General features: G+C 66.0%; 13 protein-coding genes and 1 pseudogene. 2 read left to right on the top strand and 12 right to left on the bottom strand.

What is annotated here, in order from left to right; translation table 11 throughout:
* Positions 1–90 precede the first annotated feature (90 nt).
* The 4 genes and pseudogenes from CXZ05_RS22515 to CXZ05_RS22500 form a co-directional block, all read right to left on the bottom strand.
* A pseudogene (locus CXZ05_RS22515) lies at positions 91–483 on the bottom strand (DUF3151 domain-containing protein); the annotation flags it as partial.
* Between the two features lie 2 nt (positions 484–485).
* Positions 486–1,505 carry a class II fructose-bisphosphate aldolase gene (gene fbaA / locus CXZ05_RS22510; protein ID WP_102974676.1) on the bottom strand — a complete coding sequence of 340 codons (1,020 nt, stop codon included), beginning with the start codon at positions 1,503–1,505 and terminating at the stop codon, positions 486–488.
* 147 nt (positions 1,506–1,652) lie between these two features.
* Positions 1,653–2,861, bottom strand: coding sequence for an amidohydrolase (locus CXZ05_RS22505; RefSeq protein WP_102974675.1), 1,209 nt, complete (start codon positions 2,859–2,861; stop codon positions 1,653–1,655).
* Positions 2,858–4,276 (bottom strand): MFS transporter, encoded by a 1,419-nt coding sequence (locus tag CXZ05_RS22500; RefSeq protein ID WP_102974674.1) that lies wholly within the window; start codon positions 4,274–4,276, stop codon positions 2,858–2,860. The genes CXZ05_RS22505 and CXZ05_RS22500 overlap by 4 nt, the downstream gene beginning before the upstream one ends.
* Positions 4,277–4,404: 128 nt before the next feature.
* Between CXZ05_RS22500 and CXZ05_RS22495 the strand changes: the two genes are divergently transcribed.
* A complete protein-coding gene (locus CXZ05_RS22495; protein WP_219726592.1) occupies positions 4,405–5,409 on the top strand; it encodes an Lrp/AsnC family transcriptional regulator in 1,005 nt (334 codons plus the stop codon).
* Here the strand turns inward: CXZ05_RS22495 and CXZ05_RS22490 are convergent.
* The gene (locus CXZ05_RS22490; protein WP_102974672.1) at positions 5,406–6,092 is read right to left on the bottom strand and encodes an RNA methyltransferase; all 687 of its coding nucleotides are present in this window, start codon (positions 6,090–6,092) and stop codon (positions 5,406–5,408) included. The genes CXZ05_RS22495 and CXZ05_RS22490 overlap by 4 nt on opposite strands.
* A 52-nt stretch (positions 6,093–6,144) precedes the next feature.
* Between CXZ05_RS22490 and CXZ05_RS22485 the strand changes: the two genes are divergently transcribed.
* Positions 6,145–6,975 (top strand): HAD-IIA family hydrolase, encoded by an 831-nt coding sequence (locus CXZ05_RS22485; protein ID WP_102974671.1) that lies wholly within the window; start codon positions 6,145–6,147, stop codon positions 6,973–6,975.
* Here the strand turns inward: CXZ05_RS22485 and CXZ05_RS22480 are convergent.
* From CXZ05_RS22480 to CXZ05_RS22450, 7 genes are all read right to left on the bottom strand, one after another.
* Positions 6,972–8,021, bottom strand: a complete 1,050-nt coding sequence (locus tag CXZ05_RS22480) for a thioesterase domain-containing protein (RefSeq protein WP_102974670.1) — start codon at positions 8,019–8,021, stop codon at positions 6,972–6,974. The genes CXZ05_RS22485 and CXZ05_RS22480 overlap by 4 nt on opposite strands.
* An 84-nt stretch (positions 8,022–8,105) precedes the next feature.
* On the bottom strand, positions 8,106–8,654 hold the full coding sequence (locus CXZ05_RS22475; protein WP_102974669.1) for a hypothetical protein: 549 nt from the start codon (positions 8,652–8,654) through the stop codon (positions 8,106–8,108).
* A 92-nt stretch (positions 8,655–8,746) separates the two neighbouring features.
* Entirely contained in the window at positions 8,747–9,505 is a 759-nt protein-coding gene (locus CXZ05_RS22470; RefSeq protein WP_102974668.1) for a GAF and ANTAR domain-containing protein, read from the bottom strand.
* A gap of 84 nt (positions 9,506–9,589) precedes the next feature.
* Positions 9,590–10,171: an orotate phosphoribosyltransferase gene (gene pyrE / locus CXZ05_RS22465; protein ID WP_102974667.1), complete on the bottom strand. Its 582-nt coding sequence runs from the start codon at positions 10,169–10,171 to the stop codon at positions 9,590–9,592.
* 10 nt (positions 10,172–10,181) lie between these two features.
* Positions 10,182–11,444, bottom strand: a complete 1,263-nt coding sequence (locus CXZ05_RS22460; protein WP_102974666.1) for an FAD-dependent oxidoreductase — start codon at positions 11,442–11,444, stop codon at positions 10,182–10,184.
* 101 nt (positions 11,445–11,545) lie between these two features.
* Positions 11,546–13,864, bottom strand: coding sequence for a gluconokinase, GntK/IdnK-type (locus CXZ05_RS22455; protein WP_258006689.1), 2,319 nt, complete (start codon positions 13,862–13,864; stop codon positions 11,546–11,548).
* A 10-nt stretch (positions 13,865–13,874) separates the two neighbouring features.
* The coding region (locus CXZ05_RS22450) for an enolase C-terminal domain-like protein (RefSeq protein ID WP_308411018.1) at positions 13,875–14,206 on the bottom strand (332 nt) is incomplete at its 5' end.

The following is a 14,206-nucleotide window of genomic DNA, read 5'->3' as shown; positions in this document are numbered from 1 at the left end:
GGCAGAAGCAGTACCTCGACGAGATGCACGTTGCCTACGCCGACGCCATGGCCCGCACCGGCCTGCAGAAGGCCTCTTAATCCACAACGCGGGGTCCGAGTCGTTAAGGAACTTCTCGATGCGCTCAGGTTCCTCCGCCTCGTTGATGGCGGCGGAGGCGCGGCCCAGCGAGTAAAGCGCCCGCAGGAAGCCGCGGTTGGGCTCGTGCTCCCACGGGATGGGCCCCACACCCCGCCAGCCGTTGCGGCGGAGCGAGTCCAGGCCGCGGTGGTAGCCGACCCGTGCGTAGGCGTAGGAATCGATGGTGCGGCCTTCCGACCACGCCTCCTCAGCCAGCACGGCCCACAACAGCGACGACGTGGGGTGCTTTTCCACGAGGTCCAGCGCCTCGGCGCCGAGCGCGAGGTGCTGGTACACCTCGGTCTCGGCGGGCAGGAGCGTGGGCTCGGGACCCATGAGGTTCTTGCGGAACTCGTCGGACATGACTAGAAGGTCTTGCCCGCGGAGCCCAGCTGCTGGGTTGCCTCGACAACGCGGGCGGCGAGGCCGGCCTCGGCGGAGGCGCCCCAGACGCGGGGGTCGTAGGTCTTCTTGTTGCCCACTTCGCCGTCGACCTTCAGGACGCCGTCGTAGTTGCGGAACATGTGGTCCGCTACAGGACGGGTGTACGCGTACTGCGTGTCCGTGTCGATGTTCATCTTGATGGTGCCGTAGGACACGGCGTCGGCGATTTCCTGGTCCGAGGAGCCCGAGCCGCCGTGGAACACCAGGTCAAACGGGTTGTCCTTGCCGATCCGGGCACCGACCTGGGCCTGGATGTCCTTCAGGATCTCCGGGCGCAGCTTCACGCCGCCCGGCTTGTAAACGCCATGCACGTTGCCGAAGGTCAGCGCGGTGATGTAGCGGCCGTTCTCGCCGGCGCCGAGGGCCTCGATGGTGGCGAGGGCGTCGTCGACAGTGGTGTAAAGCTTCTCGTTGATCTCGTTCTCGACGCCGTCCTCCTCGCCGCCGACCGTGCCGATTTCGACCTCGAGGATCATCTTGGCGGCCGCGGTGCGCTCGAGCAGTTCGCGGGCGATGCGCAGGTTCTCATCCAGGGTTTCGGCGGAGCCGTCCCACATGTGCGAGTTGAACAGCGGGTTGCGTCCGGCCTTGACCTCGGCCTCGGAGGCGGCCAGCAGCGGCAGGACGAAACCGTCCAGCTTGTCCTTGGGGCAGTGGTCCGTGTGCAGCGCTATGTTCACGTTGTAGTTCTTGGCCACCTCGCGGGCGAAAGCGGCGAAGCCCAGCGAACCGGCAACCATGTCCTTGGTGGACGCGCCGGACCAGTACGCAGCACCGCCGGTGGAGACCTGGACGATACCGTCAGACTCGGCCTCGGCGAAACCCCGCAGGGCAGCGTTCAGGGTCTGGGAAGAGGTGACGTTGACCGCCGGGAACGCGAAGCCGCCCTTCTTGGCGCGGTCGATCATGTCGGCATAGATATCTGGGGTTGCAATGGGCATGCTGACTCCTAAATCGAATTTCGTCTGCGGGTTTTGTTGACCCTGGAGTGAACCTCGTCGGCTAGGAACCATCCTAGCCAGTTCTGCGCTGGGGCCGTGTTTACCGTCACGCCGCCGGGTAACACTTTGTGCGTTGGGGGTCCCCTACTAGGCCATCGTTCGGCGGAGCAGCCGCCTCGTTTGCTCCGGGTCCACGGCTGCTGCACACGCCGCTGCGGCCAGTCCGAACGATCCGTCAATCACCGCTTGGTCAGCACCCGCCGACGCACCGAAGGCCGCAAACTCTGCGGTGTGGTGCGCGGCGCCCCGCACGTCGTAGCCGACCATGGGGTGGATGCTCGGCACGAGCTGCGAGACGTTTCCCATGTCCGTGGAGGCCACCGGCTCGGCGCTGAACGCAACGTCCCTGCCTCTGGCCGTCATCGCCGCCCGGTAGGCCTCCGACAGGAACGCGTCCTGACGCAGTTCTGCGTAGTCGTTGCCCGTGGGCGTGATGTGAAGGGCGCTGCCGCTCGCATGGGCACCGGCTTCGAGGCAGCGGCTCACTTTGTCCTGGATCAGCCGGAGGTTCTCGATGCTGGCGGCCCGCAATTCAATGTTGGCCCGGGCACGCTCTGGAATGACGTTAACGGCACTCCCGCCTTCCGTCACGATCAGAGACACAATCGAACCCGCCGGCAGTTGTTGCCGGGCCAAGGCTATTGCCGTCTGCGCGACTACGAGCGCGTCGAGGGCGTTGACACCTTCCGAAGGAGCCGCGGCGGCATGGGCGGCACGGCCCTCGAACAGCACGTCCCACATGCACATGGCCAGGGATGAACCACCCACCACGTCCTTTGCCGCAGCGTGCGCCATCATGGCGAGCGATACGTCATCGAAAAAGCCCTCGTCGATCAGGTCCACCTTTCCGCCGGTGGTCTCCTCGGCCGGCGTGCCGAGCACTTTGACGGTGAGGCTCAGTTCCTCGGCCACGGCCGCCAGCGCCAGCGCTGCCCCCACCGCGCTGGCCGCGTTCACGTTGTGACCGCAGGCATGGCCGATGGCGGGCAGGGCGTCGTACTCTACGCAGAGTGCCACCACAAGCTCGCCGGATCCGAAGCGCGCGCTGAATGCCGTGGGCTGCGCCGGCTGTGGGGCATCGAAGCCGAACCCTGCCATCCGCAGTACACGCCGCGCCCGCTTGGCGGCACGGAACTCCTGGCCGCCAAGCTCCGGATCCGCGTGGATGGCGTGGCTCAGATCAAGGATCTCCGGCTCCCAGTGCTTCACCGCGGCCTCGAGGGCGGATTCGATATCGCCCCGGGCGGCAGGAACGACGCCGGCCCCTCCCCTGCCGCTGCTCGGTCCGGCGGTCATGCCGCCACCTCGGCAGCCCGACGCCTGGGATAGCGTGCACTCGCTGCGGCGGCAATCAGGGCCGCCACTGCAAGGGCTGCCCAGATGGACAACAGTCCGGACTCTGTGATGTGCCCGGACTCGACCGAAGCTGAGGAGATGAGCTTGACCACCGCTGCCCCCACGGCGATGCCGACGGACAGGGCCAACTCGTTGAGCCCGGCCGCAGTCGAGGTCTCCTCCACCGGGACGCCCTCGACGGACAGGGCGCGGGTTCCCGCCTGGTACATCCCCAGGCTCAGGTTGAACATGGCAAAGCCGACGCAGTAGCCCGGGAGCGATCCGTGAGCCACCACCATCACCAGGAAAGCGCCCGCCAGCAGGACACCCGCGAAGACGAGGGTGGCCCGTTCGCCGAACTTCCTGAGTGCCTTGGCCGTCAGCAGCGAGGAAGCCAGGGAAAGAACCGAGGCCAGTGCAAGGACAATCGCGATCATCAGCGGGCTGAGCCCGAATCCGTAACCGGTCTTGTCCGGATTGGAATGCAGGAAAATGCCGTTGGTCCCGAAGTAGCTGATGGACGCGAAGCCGAAGAAGAAGGTGGCGAGCGAGATAGCGCGGATCCGCTGACTCGCCAGCATCCGCAGGTCCATGAACCTGTGGCCCCCGGTAGAGCTGAAGTCCCGCTTAACCCAGTAGGCCAGCAGGGCAATCCCCGCCACGCCGGCCGCCATGGTCCGGGTGTCCAGCCAACCCCATTCAGGTGCCATCGAGAGCGCCACAACAAAACCAATCAGCCCAAGTGAGCAAGCCAGCAACGGCGCCAGGGCGATGCCCTCACGCGTGGGGATCCCGGCGTCGGGCAGTACGAACGAGCAGATGAAGGCGAGCACGGCGAACGGTACCGCCACCCAGAAGCCGAGCGTCGGATCGGTGACACCGATGATGCCGGCGAGAAGCCCGCCGGCTCCCACCATGATCATGAGCATGCCGATCATGACGCTCACGCCGGTGCGTGTGTGGGCTGCGCTGCGGACCCGCAGGATTCCCATCATGAGCGGGATGAAGCCCACTACGCAGGTGAGCATGACGACGCCAACCGTCACCGTCCACAGCGACGGCCACAGCGCCATTTGGAACACGCCCACCGTCACAATACCGGTGGACCACCGCAGCACCAGCCGGTATCCGTAGCTGTCCCCGAGCCTCGAAATGATCGGGGTGAGGACGGCGAAGCTGACGTTGGAGATAAGGAAGATGCCGTTGATGGTGGGGTCGTCAATCTCGAAGACGGGTCCCAGCGCGGGGAGGATGGGATTCAGGTACCCCTGTGTGACCCCGCTGAGCGACTCTATGAGTGCCATTGCCAAGATCATTCCCGCGATGGTCCTGGTGGTCGTGGCTGCCATCGGAGGAGGTGCTGTCTTGCTTGCCATATGATTCCTTGGGGTCCAGGGCGGAGTCGCCGGTGGTGATGCGAGTCACAACGTTATGGCCGCCGTTTACACTGGCTTTGATATTGTTCGAAATCCACCTGAGGCAGCAGATATTGAACGAATCAGCCATGATCTCGGAACTCGACCTTGAAATCGTCAATGCGCTTCAGATCAATCCTCGGGCCGAATGGAGCCGGGTGGCGGACGCTTTGGGCCTGTCCGCGCCCACGGTGGCGAGGCGCTGGAACGCCCTCACAGAGCAGGGCCGGGCGTGGATCACCCCCGCCCCAGGGCAGCGCTACCTCAGTGCCGGCTGGTCCGCGTTCATCCACCTGTCGTCTGTGCCCAACGAGAGTGATGCGCTCATCGAGCGGCTGTGCGCCGAGCCGGCGTTCGGCACCGTCTCGCTGGTCACTGGCGCGCACGACCTCTTCGTGGACTGCTTTGCGTCGAGCCACGATGAACTGATGGATATAGTCACCGGTTCCTTCCCTGGGCTGCCCGGCGTCACGCATCGCGAGGTTGTTTTCGTCACCAGGCTGTACCGGCAGGCCTCCGAATGGCGCAGCGGGACGCTGGAACCCGCACGCGCCCGGCTGGTGTCAGCCGAACCGCTGCCCGAGCAGCCCGCGTACTCCCCGGACCGGCTGGATGCGGCGCTCCTGGAAGAGCTCGCCAAGGACGGGCGGGCAAGCTGGGCGGAACTGGGTGCCGCATGCGGCGTCTCTCCCCAGACAGCCCGACGGCGCGTGGAACGGTTCCTGGCCACCGGTTACATGGCGCTGCGCTGCGATACTTCGACGGCGGCCCAGCAGGGACTGCGGGAAGTCACCTTGGTACTGAACGTTCCCGCGGAGTGCGTTGACGACGTCGGCCACTACTTCGCGGCGTTAAATAACTGCCGCCTCAGCGCCCAGGTCCTCGGCGCTCAGAACCTGCTCGTTACCCTGTGGGTCCGCGACTACCTGGAAGTCCAGGCCTACGAGCGCGAACTGGCGGATCGGGCTCCGGGAAGTGCCGTCATCTCCCGGCAAGCTGTGGTCCGGACCTTCAAGCGTCTGGGCCACGTACTGGATGAATCAGGATGCAGCCGCAGAGTGGTGCCGCTGCCGCTATGGACCGAAGGCAGCTAGACGTGCTGGCCGAACACGTGCCGGCGCACCCAGGCGTGCATGGCGATCGCCGCGGCCGAGCCTGCGTTGATGGAACGGGTGGACCCGAACTGCTCGATGGACAGTGTGGCCTCTGCCGCCGCATGCACCTCCGGGGTCAGTCCCGGCCCTTCCTGTCCGAAGACCAGCACGCACTTCTGCGGCAACTCGTAGGTCTCCAGCGGCACGGAATCGGGGAAGATGTCGATCCCGATGATGGCCAGCCCCTCCCCCTGCGCCCAGGCCACGAAGTCCTCCACGGTGGGATGGTGGCGGACGTGCTGGTAGCGGTCAGTGACCATCGCCCCGCGGCGGTTCCACCGCCGTCGTCCGATGATGTGGACCTCCTTGGCGAGGAACGCGTTGGCGGTGCGCACCACGGTGCCGATGTTGAGGTCGTGCTGCCAGTTCTCGATGGCGATGTGGAAGTCGTGCCGCTTGGCGTCCAGGTCAGCGACGATTGCCTCGTGCTTCCAGTACCGGTACTTGTCGACGACATTGCGCCGGTCGCCGTCGGCCAGGAGGTCAGGATCCCAGTGGCCGCCCGCCGGCCATTCACCTTCCCAGGGCCCGACGCCGACCTCCGGCTTTGGCTCCGGCGTCCCGTTCTGTTCCGGCTGGGATGGTTCTGGTTGGGGTTCGGGTGTCCCGGGCGTTTGCGTCACCCCTCAACACTAGACTGGGCTCCGAACGCAAACATCTCGGTGAAGGAATGACATGGCAGAAGCGGACAAGGTAAAGACATCGGCGGCCGTCTACCGCAGCGGCCAGGACATTGAGTGCTGGCTGACCGACATGGACGGGGTCCTGGTGCATGAGAACCAGGCAGTTCCCGGGGCCGCGGAACTGATCCAGCGCTGGGTGGACACCTCAAAGCGCTTCCTGGTCCTGACCAACAACTCGATCTTCACGCCGCGCGACCTCGCCGCCCGGCTGCGGGCCTCCGGCCTGGAAATCCCCGAGGAGAACATCTGGACGTCGGCCCTGGCCACCGCCCAGTTCCTGAAGGACCAGGTGCAGGGCTCCGATTCCGGCAACCGCGCGTACACCATCGGCGAGGCAGGGCTTACGACGGCGCTCCACGAGGCCGGTTTCATCCTCACCGACCAGAACCCGGACTTCGTGGTGCTCGGCGAAACCCGCACGTACTCCTTCGAGGCGATCACCATGGCGATCCGGCTGATCCTCGCCGGGGCGCGCTTCATCGCCACCAACCCGGACGCCACCGGCCCGTCCAAGGAGGGCCCGATGCCCGCCACCGGCGCCATCGCTGCCCTGATCACCAAGGCCACGGGGCGGGAACCCTACATTGTGGGCAAGCCGAACCCCATGATGTTCCGCTCGGCCATGAACCAGATCGATGCGCACTCCGAGACCACCGCGATGATCGGCGACCGCATGGACACCGACATCATCGCGGGCATGGAAGCCGGGCTGCACACCGTCCTGGTGCTCAGCGGCATCACGCAGCGCGACGAAATTGCTTCCTACCCGTTCCGCCCCAACCAGGTGCTGGACTCCGTGGCGGACCTCAAGAACCAGATCTAAAACGGGGTCATCTTCCCGCCGCCTCCGGGCAGCGGGACGATCTCGTTCTCCAGGTCCTCGAGGATGGGCCGGTACACGAACGGGTTCCAGCCCGGGCTCGCGTGTGCCGGCAGCGCCCCTGTGGTCTGCCGGTCGGCTGTGACCATGTTGGCGGCGAACGTGCGCGCCCACGAATCACGGGCCGTCCGGTAGTTGACGGTCTCGTCCCGGGGATTTCCGATGTAGGCCATGCGGGTATCGCCGATCTGGCCCGCAAAGCGCGTGGCATCGAAGTGGTAGATGTAGGCGGATTCCGTCTGCACCAGCACGCTGGAGGGGGCGATCGGGGACAGCTGCTCCAGCGTCTGGTCGAGGATCTGCCGCCACGAGCGCTCATCCTTGTGGACCACCCGCTCCCCCAGCTCGTAGCCCCCGCGCAGCACGGAGGGGATGCGGAACCCGCTTTCGTAGAGGAACACGACGCCGTCAAACCAGCTCTGGTCCAGGACGTCGAACTTGCTGTAGGGACTGCAGTCGAGGACGATCAGTTCAACCTTGACGCCGTGCAGCTCCAGCAACCGGGCTGCCACCTGCGTCGCCACCATCCCGCCGAAGCTGTGGCCGTAGAAGTAGAGCGTGGTGAGGTTGTGCGCCCGGACATGCTCGATTACCGCGATGACCAGCTGGTCGATGTCCAGGCCCAAATTTGAATACCCGGCCGCCGTGAGCTGGCCGCGCAGCCGGAGGCTGCCGCGGAGCGAGTTGAGGATCCACTGGGCCTCTTCCCAGCTGGTCTTGTACCCGGGGAACAGGATCCAGCTGGCGTGCGGGAAGTAACTTTGCGCGAAGTCGTCCTCGACAACGAGGATCTTGTGGACCTGCCGCTCCTCCTGCACCTGCTTCGTGAACAGCATGTCCGCGGCGAGGACAGTGGAAGCGCCGGCGCCGGTGAGGAAGGTCCGGCGGGAGAAGCGTTTCAGGGCTGCGGCGCGCCGAAGCAGCCGGGCAGCCTCTGAGCCCGGCGCGTTCTGCCGGCCCGTCTGGCCGGCGGCCCCTTCATATGGCACTGAACTACCCTAGGCACATTTCAAACCCTAGGCACAGTTCCGGTTCCATGCGCAGTTCGAACCTCGTAAAGTCCGCCCCGTTGGTCAGCTGGGTTTGGCGTGCTCGGTCAATTCCCGGCGAGCTATTTCCTCACCGATTGCTTCGTACCGGGCTAGCAGCTCATGTCCGGAACCCCCGGCCGGATCGTCCAGCAGCCCGAAGACCGAGTCGCTCGCCTCCAGCAGTTCGTGAGTGGAATAGTTGGATAGGGGGCGGAACCCGCCGGCCGCCTGCGCCTCAGACAGCCCTGCCGGGTCGGTCAGCGCCGTGAAGTCCGGGCGCGCTTCACTCACGGTGTCGCGGTTGGACAAAACCTCCAGCAGAACTCCTGGCGCCGGCCCGGAGGAGACCTGCCATGTGCCGGCGTCGAGGGTATTGAGCTCGAAGCGAAGGCCCGCGAGCGCGGATGACTCCACGAAGGCGGCGCGGGAAAGATCCACAGTGATGGGCGATGAGCTACCCATCCGGCGGACGCGCCGGATTTCGAGTATTAACTCAGCGCGGGACGCCTGGGTAAGGCTCCCCCGGACGTCAATCCGAGCTGTGCCGGCGGCATCGTCGATCTTAATGAGGGGATTAAGCTGGTTGTCCATAGGTACTCCAAAAAGGGGTGTCTATGGCCGACGGCTCAACCTCGGACAGCCTATCCCGGGCAGTTCCGCCGCACAAGCGGCCAGCCACGGCGCTATCCCGCCTGAACTATCCCGGGCTCCTCGAAGTGGGTGCGGGCCTCCGCGCCTCCCACCGAATTCACCAGCGACGCGGCGACGTCGCGAAGTTTTACGTTGCTGTGGCTTGAGGCATCGGTGAGGATACGGACGGCCGTCTGCTGGCTGCACCGGTTCTGCGCCATCACGATGCCGACGGCGATGTCGATGACGGTCCGCGATTCCAACGTCGCGCGGAGATTCGTTGCACTGTCCGTGTGCAGCGAAAACCTGACCGCGAGGCGCAGGGCCTGGGAGATCTCCCGGGTGTACCCGCGGGCGCGGGCCGCGGAAACCTCAGTGAACTTGTACGGCACGTCGGAGTAGAGGTTGAGCGCGGCCTTAGCGTCCCCCTGCAGGTTAAAGGGGAGCGACAGCACCGAGCGCAGCCCGTGCGAAGCCACCGCGTTAGCGTAGTCAGGGCCCCAGCGGTCTTCTTCGAAGAGGTCCGGAACATGGACTTCCCGTTCTTCCTCCGCGGCGGTCAGGCACGGCCCCTGGGACAGCGAGTACTGGATTTCATCCACTTCGCGGGCGGAGTCGCTGCTCCAGCCGATCGTCGCCGCCTTACGGTCCCTCAGCAGCGTGATTCCGCAGAGGGCGTCCTCCCCGTCGCCCGCCACCTGGTGCGCCGAGTACCGCGCCAGTTCGTTGAGGAAGTCCTCAAAGTCGGCGCTCTCCAGAATGAGGTTCTGGATTTGCTCAACACTGCTCAGGGCTTGATCCGACGGGCGCATGACGGGGTACTCCAAGTGAGGGGACTGATTCGGGGTACGGAAATACTAGGCCACCCGGCGTGTGCCGTCCACTGGGGCGGCCGGTCAGCTCAGGCCGAGCTCGTCCTTGCTGAAGGCGTACAGGTACGGGACACCGGCTTCGGCTTCGATCTTTTCCTTGGCGCCCGTGTCCCGGTCGACGATGACGGCGACAGCCACCACGTTGCCGCCGGCGTTACGAACGCCCTCCACGGCGGTCAGGGCCGAACCGCCGGTGGTGGAGGTGTCCTCAAGCACCAGGACTTTGCGGCCCTCGACGGACGGACCTTCCACCTGGCGTCCCATGCCGTAGGACTTCTGCGCCTTGCGGACCACGAAGGCGTCGACCGGCCGGCCGGCGTCGGTGGCGGCGTGCATGACGGCGGTGCCCACCGGGTCTGCCCCCATCGTGAGGCCGCCGGCGCACTCAAAGCCGATGCCGGCGTCGTCGATCAGGGACAGCATGACCTGGCCAACGAGCTTGGAGGCCTCGTGGTGCAGGGTGATGCGGCGCAGGTCGATGTAGTAGTCGGCCTCGGCACCGCTGGACAGAATGACCTTGCCGCGGACAACCGCGAGCTCCTTGATCAGTTCCAGAAGTCGGGCACGGGCAGCAGAGTTGGAAAGCGAGTCCGGGGTGGCAGTCATGGGCTCCAGTTTAGTCGGTGCCTGGTGCCTTGCCGGGCCCCGCGTCCACCCGCCGGGCAAAGGCGGGCGCGTGCTCGGGCAAGGGTCCGATTGCGATCATCCGGGGCAGCAGCCGCATCAGGACGGGCACGTGCTGGGCGAGGTACATCATCACCGGCGGCGCTCCCGACCTCTTGCCGCTAAAGAGCGGGACGAAGACGGCGCGGTGCATGAAGCGCTGGACAGACTGGATGATCACGGTGGGCAGCTGACGCCGCCGCTGCACCGCCGCAAGATCGTTCGTGGTGACTTTGCCGCGCAGCAACGCCGGGGCAAGCCGGGTTGCCGCGGCCACGGCGTCCTGGATGGCCAGGTTGATCCCCACCCCGCCGGCCGGGGACATCGCATGCGCGGCGTCGCCGATGCACAGCAGCCCGTCGACGTACCAGCGCCGCAATCGGTCCAGCCGGACATCCAGCCAGTGCAGGTCGTCCAGGGAGCGGATGGCATCGACCCTGTCGGCGAGGTCAGGGCGCAGCGCGGCGATGCGTTCCCGGAACCGCTCCACTCCCTCGCTCTTGATGCGGTCACCGGAGCCTTTCGGGGCGAAGTAGCCCATCTGGTAATAGGTTTCCCGGAACAGGGCGATAACGCCGGCGCGGTCACCGAAGGCCGGAACGATCCCGGCCACCTCCCCCTGTTCGGACTCGGCCCTCGGCAGCTTGAACCACCAGGTGTCGAAAGGCACCGGGTATTCCTTCGACGTCAGGCCGGCCGCCTGGCGCAGCACCGAATGCCGGCCGTCCGTGGCCACCACGAGGTCTGCGCGGAGCGCGCCTTCAGTGCCGTCCTTGGTGAGGTACCGGATACCGGTGACCCTGCCGTCGTCGGACATCAGGGACGTCGCCTTGTGCTCCATCAGAAGCGTGAACGTTGGCTCCTGCTCGGCGGCGCGGGCGAGGAAGTTCAGGAAGTCCCACTGGGGCATCATGGCGATGTAGTTGTACGGCGGTCGCAGCGCGGCGAAATTTCCCAGCGTGACCCGGCCGCCGCCGGGCGTCGGGAAGGCGACGTTACGCAGCTGGCTTTGCGGCAGCCCGCGGAACTCGGCGCCGAGGCCCAGTTCGTCGAGAAGCCGGATGGTAGATGCATGGACGGTGTCGCCGCGGAAGTCCCGGAGGAAGTCGCCATGTTTTTCGAGGACGGCGACCTCTACGCCGGCCCGCGCCAGCAAAAGGCCCAGCATCATGCCGGCCGGCCCGCCGCCCACCACCGCGCACCCTGTGCTCTCCATGAGCCATACGGTACGCCTCCGGGCATACGGCAGCACAGAGCGCGAACGGACATTTGAGCCCCGGGCTGCAGGGCCGCAACTGTCCGTTCGCGCTCTTCCGGCTAGAGCCGGGTGTCGAAGGAATCACAGAAGACGTTCTCATTGAACGTTCCCTGGAATTCCGACCTGCCCATGATCTTTTCGATGGTCGCCCGAATGGCCTCGGGCGATCCGGCGTGGGCGTGGATGGCGGTCTTCACCATCGGCACGTCAATCAGGTGGTTGGGCTGGTTGAGCGAGACGAACACGGTGGGGACCTCGGTGACGTACCACGGGATCTCCGCGGCCATCGGGGTGGACCACTTGATCCGGATGGCTGCCTCCTGGGCAAACCCCTTCACATTGGCGAACACAAACGCGGCGTCGTACTTGTCCGCGTAGTCGCCGGTGGCTTCTTCGGAGATGACCGACATGAAGTTCACGCCGGTCTCCCCTGCGGCCTCGCGCTGGTCCGCCGTCTTGAACAGGCGCACCTCGAAACCGGCGTTTTCCAGCTCGGTTTTGACGGTCTCCAGGTACGCCAGCGGGTCGGCCCGGGTGAAGTCCGCGCCGCCGGAGATGCCGTACAGGCGGATCCGCTTGTGCGTTTCCGGCGTGATGGGCAGGTTGTTGGCGGTGTCCTTGACCAGGGTGACGGTCTTGTCCGCGATCTCCGCCGCGATGGCACGGTGGGCGTCACTGCCGATCAGCGCCAGGGCCTCAACCGGCGGGACAAGCTCCGCGGCGGGCTTGAGGTGCAGCCCGAGGCTTGCCTTGAGCGCCAGGATCCGGCGCAGCGCGTCGTGCAGGCGCTGCTCGGTAATGACACCGGATTTGTAGCCGTCCATCATGTACTGGAAGTCCTCCGCCGGGTTGCGGAAGAACAGGAACATGTCGCAGCCGGCAGCGATGGTTGCCGGGACCAGGTCCCTGCGCTTCATGGCCTGGGTCAGGCCGATCATCTGTGAGGCGTCGGTGAGGATCAGCCCGTTGAAGCCCAACTCGCCGCGGAGCAGGTCCTGGAGCAGTTCCGGCGACAACGTGGCCGGCCGGATGTCCTTGTCCACCAGACCCGGGCGGAAGTGCCGGGACAGTTCCGGCGCGCCGATGTGGCCGATCATGATGGACTGCACCCCGTGCCCGATCATTTCGCGGTACACGTGCCCGTACGTGCGGTTCCATTCGTCGTAGCCGAGGGTGTTGTAGGAGGTGACCACGTGCTGGTCGCGCTCATCCATGCCGTCGCCGGGGAAGTGCTTCATGGCGCAGGCCGTGGGTGACTCGCTGATGCCGTCGAAGTACTCCTTGGCGCGTTCCACCACGATCTCCGGCGTGTTGCCGAAGGCCCGGGTGGAGATGACCGTATTGCGCCAGTTGTAGTGGATGTCCACGATCGGCGCGAACGCCCAGTTGCAGCCCAGCGCGGCGGTCTCCACACCGGCCACCTGCCCCATCTGCCGGGCGATGGCCTTGTCCGGGTGTGAGCCGGCCTGCAGGTGCGTCGACACAAAGGTTCCGTCGTCGCAGCTGCCCGCTCCGCCCATTTCCGGGTTGGAGGCCACCAGCAACGGGATGCGGGTTTTGGACTGGGCGTAGCGGATGTGCTCCTGCACCGCGGCCGAGGGGCCCGGCCGGTAGCGCATGCCGCCCACGTGGTACTTCTCCAGCACGCCGTCGAGGTACTCCGGGGAGTAGTCGTTGTTGTGGTTGATGAACAGCTGCCCGATTTTTTCCTCGAGGCTCATGCCGGCGAGGGTGGACTCCACCCAGGCAACAGCTTCGTCGTCGAGGTTGAACGGCGAGGCCTGGAGGTCGACGTCGAACTCGCGCGGCTGGGTGGCCGGGGCGCCCCGGTATCCAACAGCGGAAGGTCCGACGGCGGCACCTGCGACGGCGGTGATGCCCGCCAGCGCTTCGGTCACCACCTGCGTCACCGGCGCGGCGATGTCCACCACAACGCCTGCCTCATCAGCTTCCAGCGATTCGAGGGTGGCCAGTTGGGATTCCAGCAGCGCTGGCGGCATGAAGTGCCCGGATCGGCCTTCAGTCCGTGCCCTCAGCACTTCTTTGCTGCCGTGCAGGTGCAGGAACACCGTGTCCGGTGCCTGTTGCCGGATGGCGTCGCGGTAGCTGCGCCGCAGCGCGGAGCAGGCAAGGACCAGGCCGCCGTCGCCGGCGTTCGCCAGTTCGGTACCCACCGTGGCCAGCCAGGGCCAGCGGTCCTCGTCGGTCAGGGGCGTGCCGGCCGCCATCTTGGCGACGTTCTCCACGGGGTGGAGGGAGTCGCCGTCGAGGAACGGCACACCCAGTTCGCGGGCCACCAAATCGCCGATGGTGGTCTTGCCGCAGCCGGACACCCCCATGACGATGATGCGGTGTTTTGTCACGCCTTGCTGTGTCATGGCGTTCGGCTTACCAGTCATGGACGGTGCCGTCGACGAGGCGGTTGTACGGGAGGTAGGCCTGCTGGTACGGGTAGGCGGCTGCGGCTTCCTCGTTGAATTCGACGCCGATGCCGGGCGTGTCTCCGGGGTGCAGGTAGCCGTCGGTGAAGGTCATGGACTGCTCGAAGACCGTGTTGGTGGCGTCCGAGTGCTGCATGTATTCCTGGATGCCGTAGTTGTGGATGGCCAGGCCCACGTGCAGCTGCGCGGCGAACCCGACCGGGGAGATGTCGGTGGGGCCGTGGAAGCCGGACTTGATCTGGTACTGCGCGGCGAAGTCCATCACCTTCTTCAGCGGCG

Origin of the sequence: Arthrobacter sp. AFG20, assembly GCF_002892795.1 — a bacterium.
Lineage (GTDB): Bacteria > Actinomycetota > Actinomycetes > Actinomycetales > Micrococcaceae > Arthrobacter.
This window is presented reverse-complemented; position numbering and strand designations above follow the sequence as displayed.

Bases quoted from the DNA above. Each gene is read 5' to 3' on its own strand.
- fbaA (WP_102974676.1), bottom strand. From the start codon at position 1,505: ATGCCCATTGCAACCCCAGATATCTATGCCGACATGATCGACCGCGCC.
- CXZ05_RS22505 (WP_102974675.1), bottom strand. From the start codon at position 2,861: ATGACCGCCGGACCGAGCAGCGGCAGGGGAGGGGCCGGCGTCGTTCCT.
- CXZ05_RS22500 (WP_102974674.1), bottom strand. From the start codon at position 4,276: ATGGCAAGCAAGACAGCACCTCCTCCGATGGCAGCCACGACCACCAGG.
- CXZ05_RS22495 (WP_219726592.1), top strand. From the start codon at position 4,405: ATGATCTCGGAACTCGACCTTGAAATCGTCAATGCGCTTCAGATCAAT.
- CXZ05_RS22485 (WP_102974671.1), top strand. From the start codon at position 6,145: ATGGCAGAAGCGGACAAGGTAAAGACATCGGCGGCCGTCTACCGCAGC.
- CXZ05_RS22475 (WP_102974669.1), bottom strand. From the start codon at position 8,654: ATGGACAACCAGCTTAATCCCCTCATTAAGATCGACGATGCCGCCGGC.
- CXZ05_RS22470 (WP_102974668.1), bottom strand. From the start codon at position 9,505: ATGCGCCCGTCGGATCAAGCCCTGAGCAGTGTTGAGCAAATCCAGAAC.
- pyrE (WP_102974667.1), bottom strand. From the start codon at position 10,171: ATGACTGCCACCCCGGACTCGCTTTCCAACTCTGCTGCCCGTGCCCGA.
- CXZ05_RS22460 (WP_102974666.1), bottom strand. From the start codon at position 11,444: ATGGAGAGCACAGGGTGCGCGGTGGTGGGCGGCGGGCCGGCCGGCATG.
- CXZ05_RS22455 (WP_258006689.1), bottom strand. From the start codon at position 13,864: ATGACACAGCAAGGCGTGACAAAACACCGCATCATCGTCATGGGGGTG.